Source organism: Brachybacterium sp. GCM10030252 (assembly GCF_042666535.1).
Lineage (GTDB): Bacteria > Actinomycetota > Actinomycetes > Actinomycetales > Dermabacteraceae > Brachybacterium.
In genome coordinates this window covers 83,564-100,574 of record NZ_JBHTDM010000036.1, presented here as the reverse complement: position 1 = coordinate 100,574, position 17,011 = coordinate 83,564, and the positions used below count along the sequence as shown (strand labels likewise).

At 71.2% G+C, this 17,011-nt stretch carries 15 protein-coding genes; 5 read left to right on the top strand and 10 right to left on the bottom strand.

Annotated features, from left to right (window positions below; translation table 11 throughout):
* Window positions 1–45: 45 nt before the first annotated feature.
* On the bottom strand, window positions 46–474 hold the full coding sequence (locus ACFQRJ_RS16625; protein WP_377020334.1) for a DUF4233 domain-containing protein: 429 nt from the start codon (window positions 472–474) through the stop codon (window positions 46–48).
* Between the two features lie 2 nt (window positions 475–476).
* Window positions 477–1,826 carry a bifunctional folylpolyglutamate synthase/dihydrofolate synthase gene (locus ACFQRJ_RS16620; protein WP_377020333.1) on the bottom strand — a complete coding sequence of 450 codons (1,350 nt, stop codon included), beginning with the start codon at window positions 1,824–1,826 and terminating at the stop codon, window positions 477–479.
* Between the two features lie 233 nt (window positions 1,827–2,059).
* Between ACFQRJ_RS16620 and ACFQRJ_RS16615 the strand changes: the two genes are divergently transcribed.
* Complete coding sequence (locus tag ACFQRJ_RS16615; protein ID WP_377020332.1) at window positions 2,060–3,712, top strand: hypothetical protein; 1,653 nt, start codon at window positions 2,060–2,062, stop codon at window positions 3,710–3,712.
* Window positions 3,713–3,735: 23 nt separating this feature from the next.
* Here ACFQRJ_RS16615 and ACFQRJ_RS16610 read toward each other — a convergent pair whose 3' ends face one another.
* Entirely contained in the window at window positions 3,736–5,091 is a 1,356-nt protein-coding gene (locus ACFQRJ_RS16610) for an S-layer homology domain-containing protein (RefSeq protein WP_377020331.1), read from the bottom strand.
* A 313-nt stretch (window positions 5,092–5,404) separates the two neighbouring features.
* Between ACFQRJ_RS16610 and ACFQRJ_RS16605 the strand changes: the two genes are divergently transcribed.
* Together ACFQRJ_RS16605 and ACFQRJ_RS16600 are read left to right on the top strand one after the other, a co-directional pair.
* Window positions 5,405–5,824: a hypothetical protein gene (locus ACFQRJ_RS16605; protein ID WP_377020330.1), complete on the top strand. Its 420-nt coding sequence runs from the start codon at window positions 5,405–5,407 to the stop codon at window positions 5,822–5,824.
* A 152-nt stretch (window positions 5,825–5,976) separates the two neighbouring features.
* On the top strand, window positions 5,977–6,396 hold the full coding sequence (locus ACFQRJ_RS16600; protein WP_377020329.1) for a hypothetical protein: 420 nt from the start codon (window positions 5,977–5,979) through the stop codon (window positions 6,394–6,396).
* Between the two features lie 212 nt (window positions 6,397–6,608).
* Here ACFQRJ_RS16600 and ileS read toward each other — a convergent pair whose 3' ends face one another.
* The gene (gene ileS, locus ACFQRJ_RS16595; protein WP_377020420.1) at window positions 6,609–9,905 is read right to left on the bottom strand and encodes an isoleucine--tRNA ligase; all 3,297 of its coding nucleotides are present in this window, start codon (window positions 9,903–9,905) and stop codon (window positions 6,609–6,611) included.
* A 465-nt stretch (window positions 9,906–10,370) separates the two neighbouring features.
* Here ileS and ACFQRJ_RS16590 point away from each other — a divergent pair, with 465 nt between their 5' ends.
* On the top strand, window positions 10,371–10,751 hold the full coding sequence (locus ACFQRJ_RS16590) for a hypothetical protein (RefSeq protein WP_377020328.1): 381 nt from the start codon (window positions 10,371–10,373) through the stop codon (window positions 10,749–10,751).
* Between the two features lie 139 nt (window positions 10,752–10,890).
* A complete protein-coding gene (locus ACFQRJ_RS16585) occupies window positions 10,891–11,163 on the top strand; it encodes a 2Fe-2S iron-sulfur cluster-binding protein (RefSeq protein ID WP_377020327.1) in 273 nt (90 codons plus the stop codon).
* Window positions 11,164–11,174: 11 nt separating this feature from the next.
* On the opposite strand, the gene ACFQRJ_RS16580 is transcribed toward ACFQRJ_RS16585, so the two are convergent.
* The 6 genes from ACFQRJ_RS16580 to ACFQRJ_RS16555 all read right to left on the bottom strand — a co-directional run bounded on the left by ACFQRJ_RS16580 (window position 11,175) and on the right by ACFQRJ_RS16555 (window position 16,894).
* A complete protein-coding gene (locus ACFQRJ_RS16580) occupies window positions 11,175–11,399 on the bottom strand; it encodes a hypothetical protein (RefSeq protein WP_377020326.1) in 225 nt (74 codons plus the stop codon).
* A gap of 160 nt (window positions 11,400–11,559) precedes the next feature.
* A complete protein-coding gene (locus tag ACFQRJ_RS16575) occupies window positions 11,560–13,377 on the bottom strand; it encodes an ABC transporter ATP-binding protein (protein WP_377020325.1) in 1,818 nt (605 codons plus the stop codon).
* On the bottom strand, window positions 13,377–14,177 hold the full coding sequence (locus ACFQRJ_RS16570) for an SDR family oxidoreductase (protein WP_377020324.1): 801 nt from the start codon (window positions 14,175–14,177) through the stop codon (window positions 13,377–13,379). The genes ACFQRJ_RS16575 and ACFQRJ_RS16570 overlap by 1 nt, the downstream gene beginning before the upstream one ends.
* A gap of 40 nt (window positions 14,178–14,217) precedes the next feature.
* The gene (locus ACFQRJ_RS16565) at window positions 14,218–15,141 is read right to left on the bottom strand and encodes a cation diffusion facilitator family transporter (protein WP_377020323.1); all 924 of its coding nucleotides are present in this window, start codon (window positions 15,139–15,141) and stop codon (window positions 14,218–14,220) included.
* Window positions 15,141–15,560 (bottom strand): ArsR/SmtB family transcription factor, encoded by a 420-nt coding sequence (locus ACFQRJ_RS16560; RefSeq protein ID WP_377020322.1) that lies wholly within the window; start codon window positions 15,558–15,560, stop codon window positions 15,141–15,143. The genes ACFQRJ_RS16565 and ACFQRJ_RS16560 overlap by 1 nt, the downstream gene beginning before the upstream one ends.
* Before the next feature lie 47 nt (window positions 15,561–15,607).
* Window positions 15,608–16,894, bottom strand: a complete 1,287-nt coding sequence (locus tag ACFQRJ_RS16555) for a dicarboxylate/amino acid:cation symporter (protein ID WP_377020321.1) — start codon at window positions 16,892–16,894, stop codon at window positions 15,608–15,610.
* Window positions 16,895–17,011: the final 117 nt, after the last annotated feature.

Here is a 17,011-nt window from a genome sequence, read left to right as displayed (position 1 = left end):
GGCACCAGGGTACCCACGACGGCGAGAGGTCCCCGCATCGGCGCCTCAGCCCGCGGAGCCCTCGCCGTCCGGCTCGTCTCCCGGACCGCGGGCGGCGCGCACCCGGGCGTCCACGGCATCCTTCTCCCGGTCCAGCTGGTGGCCCTTGAACACACCGAAGACGTACAGCCCGGCGAATCCGAGACCGACCACCCACATCGCGGTGACCTGCAGGCCCAGCAGGATCACGGGGAGCTGCAGCACCATGCCCAGCAGGTAGGGCCACCCGGCGCGCCGGAGCAGTCCGGAGCACAGCACCAGTGCGAGCGCGGTGACCAGTCCCCAGACCCAGGTCACGGTCCTCTGGTCGGGGACCAGCTGGTGGGCGACGAGCACTGCGAAGAAGACCACGAACGCCTCGATGACGAGGATGGTGGCGGACAGGGCGCGCTGGGCGCCGTGGGCTCTGCGCGACGGGGCGAGGTCCAGCGGCATGGTCAGTCCTCCTGCGGAACGCCGAGCAGGTCGCGCACCTCGGCCACCAGCGTGACGGAGCCTGCGACGATCACGCCGCCGAACTGATCGCCCTCGGTCTCGGAGAGGTCCACGGCCGCCTGGATCGCATCGGGCAGGCTGCCTTGTTCGACGACACGGTCGTCGTCGCCGAACACGTCGCGGGCGAGGTCGGCGAGCTCGTCGGTGGCGATGGCGCGCGGTGAGGACGACTGGGTGATGACCACGCTGTCCAGCACGGATTCGAGGACGCCGAGGATCTCTTCGGCGTCCTTCTCGGCCAGGATCCCGACGACGCCGACGGTGCGGGTGAAGCGGAAGTTCTCACGGATGGTCTCGACCAGGGTGAGGGCGCCGGCGGGGTTGTGGGCGGCGTCCAGCAGGATCGTCGGCGACTGCCGCACGACCTCGGCGCGCCCGGGCGAGGTGATCGAGGACAGGGCGTCGGTGAGCATGTCCTTGTCCAGGACGGTGCCGCCGTCGCCCAGCAGCGCCTCCGCCGCGGACACCGCGAGCAGGGCGTTGCGCGCCTGGTGCTCGCCGAGGAGGGAGAGGAAGACCTCCTCGTAGCGCCCCGCGATGCCCTGCAGGCTCAGCATCTGCCCGCCGACGCCGGGGGTCCGGGCGAGCACGCCGATCTGCTGGTCCTCGATCGCCGCGTCGGCCCCGAGCTCGGCAATCCGGTCGCGCAGCACGTCGGCGGCGTCCTCGTAGGGCTGGGAGGCGATGACCGCGGTGGCCTCGGCGGTGAGGATCCCGGCCTTCTCCCCCGCGATCTCGGCGATGGTCTCCCCCAGGTACTCCTGGTGGTCCAGCGAGATCGGGGTGATGACCGTGACGTCGGGCCGGACCACACCGGTCGCGTCCCAGGTGCCGCCGAGGCCGGTCTCGACCACGGCGACGTCCACCGGAGCGGAGGCGAAGGCCTGGAAGCTCATGGCGGTGAGGTACTCGAAGTAGGTCAGCGGCACTCCCCCGGCGGCCTCCGATTCGGCGTCGACGATCGCCGCGAACGGCTCGACGTCCCGGTAGGCCTGGAGGAAGCCCTCCTCGTCGATCGGGGCTCCGTCGATCGCGATCCGTTCGACGGGTGAGTGCAGGTGCGGGCTGGTGGTGCGCCCGGTGCGCAGCCCGGCCTCCCGCAGGATCCGCTCCAGGATCCGCGCCGTGGTGGTCTTGCCGTTGGTGCCGGCGATGCGGATCGAGCGGTAGGCGTGCTGGGGGTCGCCCATCAGCTCCATCACCCGCATGATCCGCGAGAGGTCCGGTTCGATCCGGTTCTCGGGGGCGCGCTCGAGCAGCGCCGCGTAGACCTCACGGAGCTCGGGCGACATGACCGGGCGGGACGTACCCGGGCGGGGAGAACTCGGCACAGCGGCTCCTGGGATCTGCGGGGCGTACGGGGCGCCGATCAGTGTACGAGGGACCGCTGTGATGGTTCCTCCCCAGCGTGCGGCTGTCCACCTCGATGGCGCCGCCGCGGGCGGGAGCATCTGCCCGCTCATAGCCTCGATCCGACGGCCGGCGCGGCCAGCGCGGTCCCGGAGAGGCGAGGGGAGGCAGTGCGATGTCCCACGCGGTCGCGTTCCGGGGGATGGATCCACAGCGGGCCCGCGCCCACGGCGACAGGCTGCGCTCGGCGTCCGAGGATCTTGCCGAGCTCCGCGGGCGGCTGGATCCGGTGGTGGCGAGGGTCGGCTGGGTCGGCCCGGATGCCGATGTCCTCCGCGCGCGATGGAGCGATCTGGCCTCGGGGCGGCTCACTCAGCTGGGCACGGATCTGCTCTCGCTCTCCGGCATGCTGATGGCCGAAGCCGCCCGGCAGGATGCCGCCTCCGCGGCGGGGGCTGCCGAAGCCGCCGGGCGGCCGCAGCCGTTGCCCGGCCACGACGGCCACGACGACCGCGATGGCACCGACGGGTCCGGCTACCTGACCCGGGACGATCCGCGGTTGCCCGACTGGCTCGAGGAGCCCTTCGAGGGTGCCGCGTCGGACCTCGCGGGCGTCGTCTCCGACGCGATCGGGTGGGGCGTCGACCAGGCGCTGGAGGGAGCAGGGTGGGCGGCCGGCCGGCTGGGCCTGGACCCCGACGGTCTCGAGCAGGCCCACCGGGACAGCGACGCCCTCGGCGGCCTGCTGGAGGACTGGGCCACCGGGGAGCGCGTGCCGACGATCGCCGAGCTGGGCGCGAGCACGCTCCTGGCCGCCGGCTCCACCGCCATCGCGCCCGCCGAGCTGCTGACCGAGACCGGGCTCCTCGATCCGAGGACGGATGTCACCGTGCACGGCGTCCGCGCGGTCCCTCATCTCTCGACGCCGCGGGACCTCGCCGATCTGATCGTCGCGAACGATGAGGCGCGGCGGTCGGGCGTCGTCGGGGTGGCGGCCGGCGGGTACGACGGCACGAGCTCGGGGCAGGTGCGCATCCAGACCGTCCGGGCGGCGGACGGGGGCGAGGCCTACATCGTCCATGCGCCGCCGACCGGCGGGGAGCCCATCTGGGACCCGCAGGCGTGGGGTCCCCAGGGCAATTCCGCCGGCTGGGACTCGAACCTGCGGTCCATGGCCGGGCAGGAGTCCGCAGCGATGGCGGACGTCAGGGCCGCGATGGAGGCGACCGGGGTGCCGCCCGGCGCGGACGTCCTGTTCGTCGGCCACTCCCAGGGCGGGCTCACGGCCGCGCAGCTCGCGGCGGACCCCGCGTTCAACAGCACCAGTGGCCGGCCCGGCTCCTACGACGTCACCCACATCTTCTCGGTGGGCTCCCCGGTCGAGACGGTCGTGCCGGCCCGGGCAGCCACCGAGGTGGTCAATGTGGCGCACAACCCGGTGTGGGCGCCGACGCCCCAGGTGTCCGGGTTCCCCTCGCCCGGGTACGCGCCGATCCACATCGCCGATCCGGTGCCGCGGCTGGATCTGGACGGGCACAGGGTCGACGGCAGCCGCGTCGCTGCGCCGAACGTCCACGACGCCTGGCTCGATGCGCCGCAGCAGACGTATGGCGAGTCCTCACAGATCACCAACGCGCACGAGTCCGTGCTGCGAACGTCCCACGGCATCGATCCGACCGGCGGCTACTTCGGCTCCGTGCGCCACAGCATCGACAGCAACCCGGTCCTGGCCCGGCTGCAGGCCGATCTCGAGGGGCGCTACGTCGGCGAGGGGGTGGTCGTGGTCTCGGACCAGGTCGTCGAGGTCGGCCGGGAGGACATGCGCTGAGCGGCGTTCTCCGTCCGGACCGGTCAGTCCACGCTCATCCGGTACACGAAGGCGGCCATCGCGTCCCGGGCGATGGGCCTCAGCGGGCGGTACGTGCCGTCCGGCCAGCCGGTGGTGATGCCCTCCGCGTCGGCCCACGTGATCTCCCGGTAGAAGATCGAGGAGTCCCGGGTGACGTCGGTCAGCGAGGAGGAGGCGGGCGCGGTGAACGCCGGGGACCCCGAGGCGCGGTAGAGGAAGGCCGCCATGGCGTCACGGGCCACGGGCTGCAGCGGGCGGTAGGTGCCGTCCGGCCAGCCGGTCGTGATGCCTTCGGACTCCGCCCAGGTGATCTCCTTGTAGAAGATCGACGTCTTCGCGCTGACGTCGGTGAACGGGGACTTCTCCGGCGGGGTGAACTCCGGGGAGCCGGCGGCGCGGTAGAGGAAGGCGGCCATGGCGTCGCGGGCGATGGGCTCCAGCGGGCGGTATGTGCCGTCGGACCAGCCGGTGGACAGCCCGGTGTGCTTCATCCACGCGATCTCGGTGAAGAAGATCGAGCTGCCGTAGGGCACGTCGGTGAAGGGTGCGACCGGATCCTTGCTCCACGTTGCAGAAATCGGGTGCCGATCCGCCGGGGCTCCCGTGGGCGAGCCGAACCACAGCGAGAAGTTGCGGAAGAAGTTCCGGTTGCCGTAGGTCGCGCAGACGTCATCGGCGACCGCCCCGGCCCCGGCATCGAGGGTGGCCTGGGTTGGCGTGAAGGGCGTGTAGTTGTACAGCGCAGCGGTGGCACGGTTGGCGATCTTCACCTCGCCGTAGCCGCAGAAGGCATACGGGCTGTACTGGATGTCGTAGGTCTTGCCCGCCTGGTACCGGTAGTTGCGGGCGGGGTCGCCGTACTCCTGCAGCCGGGAGGTGCCGTGGTAGATCTGCTGGGCGAATCCGCCGAAAGCCGGGTCGCAGCCGTCGAAGTCGGGACAGCGGAAGCCCAGCGCCTGCTGGAGCTGGCGGGGCGTCGCGTTCCTTGTCGTGATCAGTCCTTGTTCCTTCTGGAGCATCACGAGGATCACCTGGGGGTTCACGCCGCAGGCGCGGGCGACGTCGGCGATGATGCGGCCGGCGGTGGCGTTCCGCGCCGCGGGGATCGCCGCGCAGTACGCGGTCGCGTCCCGTCGCGGCGTGTCCGCCGTGAAGTTCTTCAGGCAGGCCGCGCCGTCCGTGCCGTCAATGCACTTCTCCCCCCGCTCCTCGAGGAAGGCATCGACCTCCGCTCCGGTCATCGACTCGAAGTCGAACATCCTCGTGTTCGTGATGAGGGATCCCGGCGAGAAGCCTCCCAGGCCCGGCGGCGGAGACTCGGCGCGAGCCGACGGGGCGCCGGCGAGCACGACGCCCACGAGCAGGGCCAGGGTAAGGACGAGGAGCGCCGGCGAGCGCCGACGAACTCGAGCGCGAACCGGGACGGACAGGACCGGCGCGAGGGGGCGCGACGAGGAAGAGGCGAGAACCATCGTGATCTCCGAGGTCAGGGATCCCGGGGATGGATCCGTGCTCAGCATAGGGCGGCGCGGCGGTTACGCATCTTCGCTCTGACCAGCTGATGCCGACTTGCAACCCAGTGGCCTCCACGAGTTCACCTGCGGGGGCACGGGATATGGCGCTGACCCTGCTCTATCGTGGTGCTGCGGGCGACCCCCGGGGGGAGGAACAGTGTCTGTGAAACGTCGATATCTGTTCCTGGGAGGTGTCCTCGGCCTGTTCTCCCCATTGACTGGCTGCGGCTTTCTCGGCCCCACCGAGGATGACGTCAACGTCGCCATCAAGAGAGCCCCCGGGGTCACGGGCGCGGACATCCACCACGGCCAAGCGGGGTCTTTTCGATCCAAGATCTCCGGCACGGTCGCCCTCGATGTCACCACGGACGAACTGCACGACGCGTTCGATGAGGTTTGGCGCCGCGGCGTCGAGGTCCTCCACCGGTTGTACGACGGCGACAGAGGAATTCGGGTCGCGGATGTCATAGCCAGCAATGCCGTAGATGCCACCGTCTCTTCGAGAGATCTCGTCGAACTCGGAGAATCGCGGCATCCGACCCTCGGCCACTTCTACGACCACTACGGGATCGCCTGACCCCGGTCATCGACGACTTTCCGGATCTCGAAACTCACGTCGTGCGCCGGATTCGCGCGGGTCACCGGCCCGACGTCGCGTGGTGCTGGCCCGACGCCAAACGGGAGCACCGCGCTACTCTGATGTTGCGCCATCTATCCCGGAGGAAGTCGATGCTCGACACTCGCCGTTACCTCGTCCTGGGAGGCGCCGTGGGCCTGTTCTCGCTGCTGACTGGCTGCAGACTGTTGCGCCCCGCCGGAAGTTCCGTCGTGGAGGCCATGGAGAGCGCCCCGGGAGTCACCGGAGCGGAGATCAACTTCGGTCCCGGCGGAGGCTTGAGGTCCCATATCTCCGGCACCATCACCCTCGGCGTCACTTCCGAGGCGCTGCACGACGCGTTCGACGAAGCCTGGCGGCGCGGCGTCGAGGCCCTCCACCGCAGGTACGACGGCGAACGGGGGATCCTGGTCGATGCAATCTTCGGGGAGGGCGCCGACGGAGCCGAAGTAACGTCGACCGACCTGGTCGAACTCGGAAGATCGAGGCACGCGACCCTGGGCCATTTCTACGACCACTACGGGGCCAACTGACTCTGCTTATCGACGAGGTCCAAGATCCCGGAGCTCTCGTCGCGCAGGGAATCTTGCGAGCGCTTCCGGCGCGAGTGGCGACGACGATGTCTCCTCTACCGTGCTTCCTTTCCGTAGTACGCGCCTCGCATCCTCCCGTTCTTCGCGGGGAAACTGCCCACCCCGGGCCGGGGAGGCGAGACGATCGCCCACCGCCCCGGCCCGGTGCGGCCTCAGGCGCGCGCCACGGACACCATGACGGCGCCTCCGGAGACCGTCTCGCTCGCGCTGTGCGCGCCCTCCGCCGCGGCGGCCGGCACCGCGAGATCCACGGCGAGCACCTCCGCGGCCACCAGGTCCCGGTGCGCGGCGACCGCGGAGGTCACCGCCTCGTCGCCGTCCACGGTCAGGCGGATCCGGTCGGAGACATCCAGGCCCGCCTCGCGGCGCGCGGACTGGATCGCCCGGACCACGTCGCGGGCGGTGCCCTCGGCCTCCAGCTCGGGGCTGACCCGCGTATCGAGGGCGAGGAAGTCCCCGCCGCGCAGCACGCCGACCGCGCGCCCCTCCATGGCCGAGGTCTCTCCCGCGACCAGGTCCAGGGAGTACTCCCCGTCCTCCAGGGCGATGCCGCCGGAGGTGACCTGGCCGGTCTCGTCCACGGACCAGTCGCCGCTCTTGGATCCCTTGATCACGGCCTGGACCTGCTTGCCCAGGCGGGGCCCGGCGGCGCGGGCGTTGACGACGAGGCGCTGCTCGACGCCCATGCCCTGGGCCTCCTCGCTGGTGACGTCCAGCAGGCGCACGTGCTTGACGTTCAGCTCGTCGGCGATGAGCGCGGCGAACGGCTCGAGCGAGGCGGGGTCGTGGTGGACCACGGTGAGCTCGGCCAGCGGCAGCCGGGCCCGCAGCTGCTCCTTCTTGCGCAGCGAGTTGCCGACGCTGGCGATGTGGCGGACGTCGTCCATCTGCGCGACGAGGTGCTCGTCCCGCGGGAACAGGGCGTCATCGGGCCAGTCGGTCAGGTGCACGGAGCGCCCGCCGGTCAGCTGCTTCCAGATCTCTTCGGTGACCATGGGAAGCAACGGTGCGGTGACCCGGCACAGGGCCTCCAAGCACGTCGAGAGCACGTCGATGGCCTGCGCGTCGCCCTCCCAGAACCGGTCGCGGGAGCGGCGCACGTACCAGTTGGTGAGCATGTCCAGATAGTCCTGGATCTGCTCGGCGGCGTCGGCGATCGCCAGCGCGGTCAGCGACCCCTTGACCCCGCGCACCAGATCACCGGTGCGGGCCAGCAGGTAGCGGTCCATGACGTCGTCGGAGTCGTAGCGCGCCTGTCCCCGGTAGCCCGTCGGCCGCCCGTCGGCGTCCTTGTCCCCGGCGGCATTGGCGTACAGCCCCAGGAAGTACCAGACGTTCCACAGCGGCAGCACCACGTGGCGGGTGGCGTCGCGGATCTTGGGCTCATCGACGATCAGGTTCCCGCCGCGCAGGATCGGCGAGGACATGAGGAACCAGCGCATCGCGTCGGCCCCGTAGGTCGAGTACATGTCGCGCACGTCGGGGTAGTTGCGCAGCGATTTGGACATCTTCTGCCCGTCCTCGCCGAGCACGATGCCGTGGCAGATCACGCTGGAGAACGCGGGCCGGTCGAACAGCGCGGTGGACAGGACGTGCATGGTGTAGAACCAGCCGCGGGTCTGCCCGATGTACTCGACGATGAAGTCCGCCGGGTTGTGGGACTCGAACCATTCGGCGTTCTCGAAGGGGTAGTGCACCTGGGCGTACGGCATCGACCCGGAGTCGAACCAGACGTCGAACACCTCGCTCACGCGGCGCATCGTCGAGCGGCCGGTGGGGTCGTCCGGGTTCGGCCGGGTGAGCTCGTCGATGTAGGGGCGGTGGAGGTTCACCTCGCCGTGCTCGTCGCGCGGCAGGGTGCCGAAGGCCTCTTCGAGCTCGGCGAGGGAGCCGTAGACCTCGGTGCGCGGGTAGTTCGCGTCATCGCTCTTCCACACAGGGATCGGCGAGCCCCAGTACCGGTTGCGGGAGATCGCCCAGTCCCGGGCGCCCTCGAGCCACCGGCCGAACTGGCCGTCCTTGACGTTGCCGGGGACCCAGTCGATCTGCTCGTTCAGTTCGAGCATGCGCTCGCGCTGGTCGGCGACCTTCACGTACCAGGAGCTGACGGCCTTGTAGATCAGCGGGTTCCGGCAGCGCCAGCAGTGCGGGTAGGAGTGGACGTAGCTGGTCTCGCGCAGCAGGCGGCCGGCGCGCTGGAGGTTGCGGATCAGGGGCCGGTTGGCGTCGAAGACCTGCAGCCCGGCGATCTCGTCGAGGTCGGTGCCGGCGAAGTAGTCCAGGAACTGCGCGCCGTCGTCGACGGAGACGATGACGGGGATGCCGTACTCGGCATTGACCTGCTGGTCGATCTCGCCGTACGCGGTGGCCTGGTGGACCACGCCGGTGCCGTCGTCGGTGGAGACGTAGTCGGCGACGGTGACGATCCAGGCGTTCTGGGTACCCCAGCGCTCCCGGTCCTCGGAGTAGACGGTCCACAGCGGCTCGTAGGCGACGTGCTCCAGCTCGCGACCGGCGAAGCGGCGCTCCTCGATCGCGGCGACGGCGGCCTCGGCGTCCTCGTAGCCGAGCTCCTTGGCGTGCGCGCCCACCAGGTCGGCGGCCAGCAGGAACCGGCCCTCCCCGGCGGCGGTGCCGTCGGCGGCGCCGAGCGGGCCGGCCGGGACCACGGCGTAGTCCAGCTCGGGGCCGACGGCGAGGGAGAAGTTCGTCGGCAGCGTCCAGGGGGTGGTGGTCCAGGCCAGGGCCTTCACGCCCGCCAGTGCCAGCTCCTCGGCCCGCTCCCCGGTGAAGGGGAACGTCACGGTGACGGTCTGGTCCTGACGCTCCTGGTAGACGTCCTCGTCCATGCGCAGCTCGTGCGCGCTCAGCGGCGTCTGGTCCTTCCAGCAGTACGGCAGCACGTAGTAGCCCTCGTAGGCCCGCCCGCGGTCGTGGAGGGTCTTGAAGGCCCACAGCACCGACTCCATGTAGGAGACGTCGAGGGTCTTGTAATCGTTCTCGAAGTCCACCCAGCGGGCCTGGCGGGTGACGTAGTCCTCCCACTCCTTGGTGTACTTCAGCACCGAGTTCCGGGCGGCGTTGTTGAACGCCTGCAGCCCCATCTCCTCGATCTCGGACTTCTCGGTCATCCCCAGCTCGCGCATCGCCTCGAGCTCGGCGGGCAGGCCGTGGGTGTCCCAGCCGAAGCGGCGGTCGACCTTGTAGCCGCACATGGTGCGGAAGCGCGGGATGACGTCCTTGACGAAGCCGGTCAGCAGGTGGCCGTAGTGCGGCAGGCCGTTGGCGAAGGGCGGCCCGTCGTAGAAGACGAACTCCTCGGAGCCCTCGCGCTGGGCGATCGAGGCGCGGAAGGTGTCGTCGGCCCGCCAGAACTCCTGGACGGAGTTCTCGAGCGCAGGCAGATTCACAGAGGGGACGAGCGGGCCTCCGGTGACCGGGTAGACCATGGGGCGGACCTCCGAGGGGAGAACTGGGGACGGCGGCTGGGACATCTCGCTGTCCGAGGACGCTGCCGGCCGGAGCCGGTGGCGCGGTACCACCCCGGTTGACGCCCTGCGCCGGCCGACGGCCGACGGGACGTCCCCTCGTTCCTCAGCTGTGACGGGCTGGTCCCGGCGGGTTCTACTGGGCCCGCGCCCGCGTGCGGGCGGCCGGGCGGTTCTTCCCGCGGCTCTCCGGTGATGGCCGGGTCGATGCCGATGGCGGCCAGTGTACGCGGCGCCTGCGGACCGGTCACGCGGCGGCGAGGGCAGGAGATGCGGATGACACGGCGACTCGGCCCACGGCGGAACCGGGTCCCGGCGCCGCGGGGCACAGAGAAACCGCGCGGTGTGCACAGCCGCAGTTCAGGTCGACGTCATGGGATGGCCCCATCGGCAGATCGCCGGCAGGTCCCTGAAGGAGGAACCGACATGGAGGACGAGTCCCGCTCCGCGCATCGTCCGCGCCCCTCGTCGCACATCCCTGGGGCGGAGGAGTGCGCGGGACTGCCCGAGGGCACCTTCTCCGAGGCCGGGAGCGCTGCGGCCCATCGCGGCCTGCGCGACCGGGCCACTGCCGGTGCCGCAGCCCTCGGCGCCACCGCCATGCTGGTCCTCAGCTTCGGTCCGGCCGCGCTCGCCCTGAGCCCGTCGGCCCCGACCACCGGTGCAACCGGCTCGACCGGTCACGGCGACCGGGCCTCCGTCGCCTCGCCCACCCCCGGCTCCGCGGCAGCCCCCGCACCGCCCCGATCCCAGGAGGACGACGAGGAGGACGGTCACGGCGAGGGCCAGGAGGGGAACGCCGCCTGAGCCCGCCATGCTGAGACAGGGCTCACGCTGGGCGGCCGGTCCTGTTCGCCTGAGCCGCCGGCGTGGGATATTGGTGGGCGCGTTCCCGCCGACGTCACAGATCCCGGGCGTCGGGACGATCCAGCTTGGAGGAGCACCCATGTCGCTGTTCGGAGAGCCCTTCACCGCCAAGTGCCTGAAGTCGGGCATGACGGTCGAGGTCCAGGAAGGGCAATCCCTCCTGCAAGCGCTGCTCGACGCCGGCATCCCGATGGACTATTCCTGCGAGGGCGGCGTGTGCGGCACCTGCGTGGTCCCCCTGGTCTCCGGCGAGGTGGAGCACATGGACGAGTTCCTCATGGACGACGAGAAGGATGATCAGATGATCACCTGCGTCTCCCGTGGCGAGGGCGAGATCGAGATCGACGTCTGAGCGCTCGCTCGTCACAGTCGCGGCCCGGCCACCACCCAGGTCAGGCCCACCAGCGCCATCAGTCCCGCTGCCGAGGCCACGGCGAGCGGCACGGTGATGCTCGGGCCCGCCACCAGCAGCCAGAGGACCCCGACCGCCGCCAGCCCCAGCAGCAGCACGAACAGGACCGGTCGGCCGGCGGCGGGCTTGCCGCCGCGGTGCCGGGACGAGGGGTCGTCGGGGTGCGTCATCGCCATCATGGCGTCCTGTCCGCTCGGAGCTGTGGTCACCGCCGGGCGGGTGCGCCCGGCGATGCTCCGATCCTCGCTCCGCGGGCCGCTCCCGCACATCCCGCCAGCGGTGGAGATCCCTCTCCCCCTTTGGTCGTAGGCGGCGCGCCGACCGGGCTGCGCCGGGCTACCGCAGTGCGCCCTGGCCGGAGGAATCCTGCGCGGCGAGCTGGGCGAACGCGCCACCGCGGGCGACCAGCTCCGCGAAGGTGCCGCGCTCGATGATCTCGCCGTGGGACATGACGAGGATCTGATCGGCGTCGCGGACGGTCGAGAGCCGATGGGCGATCGAGACCGTGGTGCGCCCGCGGGCGAGAGCGCCGAGCGCCCCGGACATCGCCCGCTCGGTGGCGACGTCGAGCGCGGAGGTCGCCTCGTCCAGCAGCAGCACCGGCGGGTCGCGGAGGATGGCGCGGGCCAGCGCGAGACGCTGCTTCTCGCCGCCGGAGAACCGGTACCCGCGCTCGCCCACCACGGTGGCGTACCCGTCGGGCAGGCCCGCGATGTGCTCGTGGATCTGGGCGATCCGGCAGGCGCGCTCGAGATCCTCGTCCTGGGCGTCCGGCCGGGCGAAGCGCAGGTTCTCCGCGACGGTCGCGTGCAGCAGGTAGGTCTCCTGGGTGACCACCCCGAGGCTCTCGGCGAGCGATTCGCGGGCGACCTGGCGGAGGTCGTGACCGTCCAGGGTGATGCGACCGGAATCGGGGTCGTAGAGGCGGGCCATGAGATATCCGGTGGTGGTCTTGCCGGATCCGGTGGTGCCCACCACGGCCGTGTGCTTCCCGGCGGGGACGACGAGGTCCAGGCCCCGCAGCGCCGGTTCGTCCGCCTCGGGGTAGGCGAACGAGACGTTCTCGAAGCGGATCTCGCCGCGCACCCGGGCCACGTCGAGCCGGACGGCATCGGGGGCGTCGTCGACGGTGACCGGGATGTCGAGGTATTCGAAGACGCGGGTGAACAGGGCGAGGGAGCTGTTGATCTGGGTGGCGACCCGCAGCAGGCCGTTGATCTGGGGGAACAGGCTGGACTGCAGGGCGATGAAGGCGACCAGGGTGCCGATGGTGACGCCCCCTCCCCCGGAGTCGCGGAACAGCAGATGGCCGCCGACGAAGTAGGTCAGCGCCGGGAACAGGGCCATGACGGTGGTGAACACGGCCATCTGCCAGCGGCCGGCCATCTCGGAGCGCACCTCGAGGTCGGCGAGCTCGCGCGAGTCCGCGGTGAAGGCCTCCGTCAGCGCCTGCGAGCGCCCCATCGTCAGCCCCAGCAGCACGCCGGAGACGGACAGCGACTCCTGGATGCCCGCGGAGAGATCCGCGGCCTTCTCCTGCCGGGTGCGGACGATGACCCGCCGGCGGCGCCCCACCCGCCGGTTCATCCACACCGCCAGCGGCAGCGCGATGAGCGAGAACAGAGTCAGCCGCCAGTCCAGCGCCACCATCGCGACCAGAGCCATCACCACGCCGGCGCCGGCGGAGACGATCTGGGTCATGACCGTGGTGACCACGGCCTGCATGGATCCGATGTCCGAGGAGATGCGGGACTGGATCTCTCCCGTGCGGGTACGGGTGAAGAAACCCAAGCCCAGACGCTGCAGGTGCCCGTACAGGGAGACGCGCAGGTCGTGCATGACGGCCTGGCCCACGCGCGTGGACAGCATCGCCTGGGTGACGCCGAGGGCGCTGGAGACGATGGTGACGGCGACCAGGCCGCCGACGGCCCAGGCCAGGAGGTCCGCGCGCTGCTCGGGCAGGGCGACGTCGACGATCTCGCGGATCAGGAACGGGGAGACGACCCCGGCGGCCGCCGCGATCGCGATCAGGGCCAGCACGGCGAGCAGGGTGCCGCGGTAGGGGCGGAACAGGGCGAGCACCCGGCGCAGGTCCGGCCGCTCCGTCCGGTGGTCTGCGACCCGGGCCGCGGGAGGCCCGGCCCCGTGGGCCATCAGACTCCCTGGTGCCGGGCGACCCGGTGCGCGGCGGCCTGGGCGAGGGGGCGCACGGTGACCAGGTCGAGATTGACGTGGTGGGGGGCGCTGAGGGCGTAGGCGATGACGTCGGCGCAGTCCTGGGCCGTCAGCGGGTTCTCGACGCCCTCGTAGACCTTGTCGGCCGCGTCCCGGTCACCGAGCCGCACCAGGGAGAACTCCTCGGTGCGGACCATTCCCGGGGCCACCTCGATCACGCGCACCTTCTCCCCGTTCAGCTCCAGACGCAGGGTACGGGCGAGCATGTGCTCGCCGGCCTTGGCGGCGTTGTAGCCGGAGCCGCCGGGGTAGGCCTCGTGGGCGGCCACCGAGGTCACGAACAGCACGTCACCGCGGCCGCTCGCACGCACCGCGGGCAGCAGCGCCCGGGTGACCCGCAGGGCGCCGAGCACGTTGGACTCGTACATCCCCTGCCACTTCTCCAGATCCGCCTCGGCGACCGGATCGACGCCGAGGGCGCCGCCGGCGACGTGGACGATCGAGTTCAGGGTGCCGCCGAAGAGGTCCTCGACGCGGGCGGCCAGCGCCGCCACGGAGTCGTCGTCGGTGACGTCGACGGCGAGGATCTCGCAGCCGGTCTCGGCGGCGAGCTCGCGGAGCTTCTCCTCGCGTCGGGCGACGGCGAGCACGCGCCACCCGTCGGCGGCCAGGCGGGTGGCGGTGGCGCGGCCGATGCCGGAGGAGGCACCGGTGACGACGGCGGTCAGCGGCGCTGTGCCGGGCGCGGAGGTCTCGGATGCTGCGGCGGCGGAAGTCATGGCTCCGAGCATACGATCCCCGCCGCCCCGGGCGGCGGGCTCACCACGCGGATTCGTGGTCGCTGCGGTGGTCCTCCGGCTCGATCTGCAGCGTGCAGTGCTCCAGCCCGTGGCGGTCACGCAGCAGCACCTCGGCCTCGTCGAGCACCCCGTGGGGGTCGCAGCCGTGGTCGATGCGCAGGTGAGCGGTCGCCACGTCCATCCCCGAGGTGAGCGTCCACAGGTGCAGGTCGTGCACCTCGCTCACGCCCGCGACCCCGGCCAGGTCCTCCTCGACCTCGGCGGGGACCAGGTGCCGGGGGGTCGTCTGGGCGAGCACGCCGAGAACCTCGCGGCCCAGAATCACCGCCCGCACGGCGACGAAGACGCCGATCGCCAGGGCGACGACCGTGTCCGCGAGCGTCGATCCGGTCAGCGCCACCAGCACGGCCGCGATCACCACACCGAGGGAGCCGACCGTGTCGGCGAGGACCTCGAGGTAGGCACCCTTGACGTTCAGGCTCTCCTGCGCACCCTTGGCCAGCAGCCGCATCACCACGAGGTTCACCGCGAGGCCGAGCAGCCCGACCACGAGCATCACCCCCGTGCCGACGCTCGTCGCCTCGCCGATCCGGCCGAGCGCCTCGATGATCACCCAGGCGGCGACGGCCAGCATGACCAGCACGGCGAGCAGCGAGGCGAAGACCTCCACCCGGTACAGGCCGAAGCTGCGGCGCCCGCTGCGATCGGGACGGCCCGCGATCACGGTCGCCCCGAGCGCGGCCGACAGGACCAGGACGTCGGCCGCCATGTGCCCGGCGTCGGACAGCAGCGCGAGCGAGCCCGAGACCAGCGCGGCGATCAGTTCGACCAGGAAGAACGCGCCGACCAGCACCGCGGCGAGCGCGAGGCGCGAGCGGTGGCGGCCGCCGGCGCTCAGCGCCTCATGGGCGGATCCGTGGGAGTGCGAGTGCCCCGCAGCCATCAGCTGTGCCCCTCGCGTTCGGGATGGGCGGCCTCGGTGTGCGCGGTGTGGGCCACCGCGAGATCGAGCAGCATCCGCACGTGCGGATCATCGAGCCGGTAGAAGACGCGGCGCCCGTCGCGCCGCGGGGCGACGACGCGATGGGCGCGCAGCAGCTTCAGGGCGTGCGAGGTCGAGGAGTCGGACTGCCCGGTCACCGCGGCCAGGTCGTGCACGCACAGCTCCCCGTCCAGGAGGGCGAGCAGCATCGCCAGCCGGTTCGGCTCGCCGAGCAGGGAGAAGACGTCCGCGGTGTCGGCCACGTCTGCGTCGGCGGGCATGCGCTCACGGGCGAGCGCGACCCGCCCCGGGTCGACCAGGTCATCACCGGGATTGTCGCCGACCCGCGACGACACCTGCACATCTGATGACATCTTCATATGAGAAGGCTACGTGCGGCTGAGGGGACCGTCAACGGGAGCGGCGGTCAGACCCCGTGCATCTCCGGACGCGGCGCACCCTCGGCCGCCTGCGGGAGGCGGCCTGTGCGCAGCCGGGACATGAGCGCGGCGATGGCGCCGTCACCGGTGACGTTGGTGGCGGTGCCGAAGGAGTCGATCGCGATGTAGGCGGCGATCATCAGGCCGACGGCGGCTTCGCTGAAGCCGAGCACGGAGGACAGCACGCCCGCGGCCGCCATGATCGCGCCGCCGGGGACCCCGGGAGCGGCGATCATCACCACGCCGAGCATGGCGACGAAGCCGATCAGGGCGCCGACGTCCAGGGGCGTGCCGGTGACGATCATGATGGCCACGGCGAAGGTGGTGATCTTCAGGGTGGAGCCGGCGAGGTGGATGGTCGCGCACAGCGGCACGACGAAGTCGGCGATCGCGGCGGGGACCCCGTTGCGCTTGGTGCACTCGATGGTCACCGGGATGGTCGCCGCCGAGGAGCTGGTGCCCAGCGCGGTCGCGTAGGCCGGCGCCATCGTCCACAGCATGCGCAGCGGGTTGCGGCCGCTCGCCCAGCCCGCGAGGGAGAACTGGGCCAGCAGCACCACCACGGTCATCGCCAGCACCAGCAGCACGACGGCCAGGAAGGTGCCGATCACCGTCCAGATCTGGCCGTTCATGGTCAGCCCGAGGAACATGCCGAAGATGAACAGCGGCAGCAGCGGGATGATGATCGCCTCGATGGTGCGGACGACGATCGTGCGCAGCTGCTCGAAGGACTCCTGCAGCGCACCGCGCGGGACCAGGGTGAGCCCGATGCCGAGGCAGAACGCGAGGATCAGGGCGGTCATCACCTCGAACACCGGCGGGATCTCGAGACTGAAGTACGGAGCGATCGCGGAGTCCTCGGGGTTCTCCAGCGTGGCGACCTCCGCGCCGCCGATCAGTCGCGGCAGCACGAGCAGGGAGACGGCGAGGGCGAACATCCCGCACAGCAGGGTGGAGAGGTAGGCGATGCCCGCGGTGGCGGCGAGCATCCGTCCCGCCCCGCGCCCGAGCTCCGCGATGGCCGGGGTCACCAGGCCCACGATGATCAGCGGGATGAGGAACTCCAGGAACGCGGAGAAGAGACCGTTGAAGGTCGTGAACACGCGGGCGATCGCCTCGGGCATGACCAGGCCCAGGAGTACGCCGAGCATGATCGCGACGACGATCCGGGGCAGCAGCCCGAGACGCCGCCGGGCGCGGGACAGGGCGGGAGGATCGTCGTCCGTCCGCCCGGTGGCGGTTCCGGGACGGGCGGACTCAGCAGCGGTGCTCATGGGGATCATCCGGTTCGATCGAAGGAACGAGAACCGGGACAGCGTAGTAGCGGGCCGCACCAATCGCGTCGAACCACGCCGAACCCCTTGTGACCGCCGACACGGCCCCCTAGTATC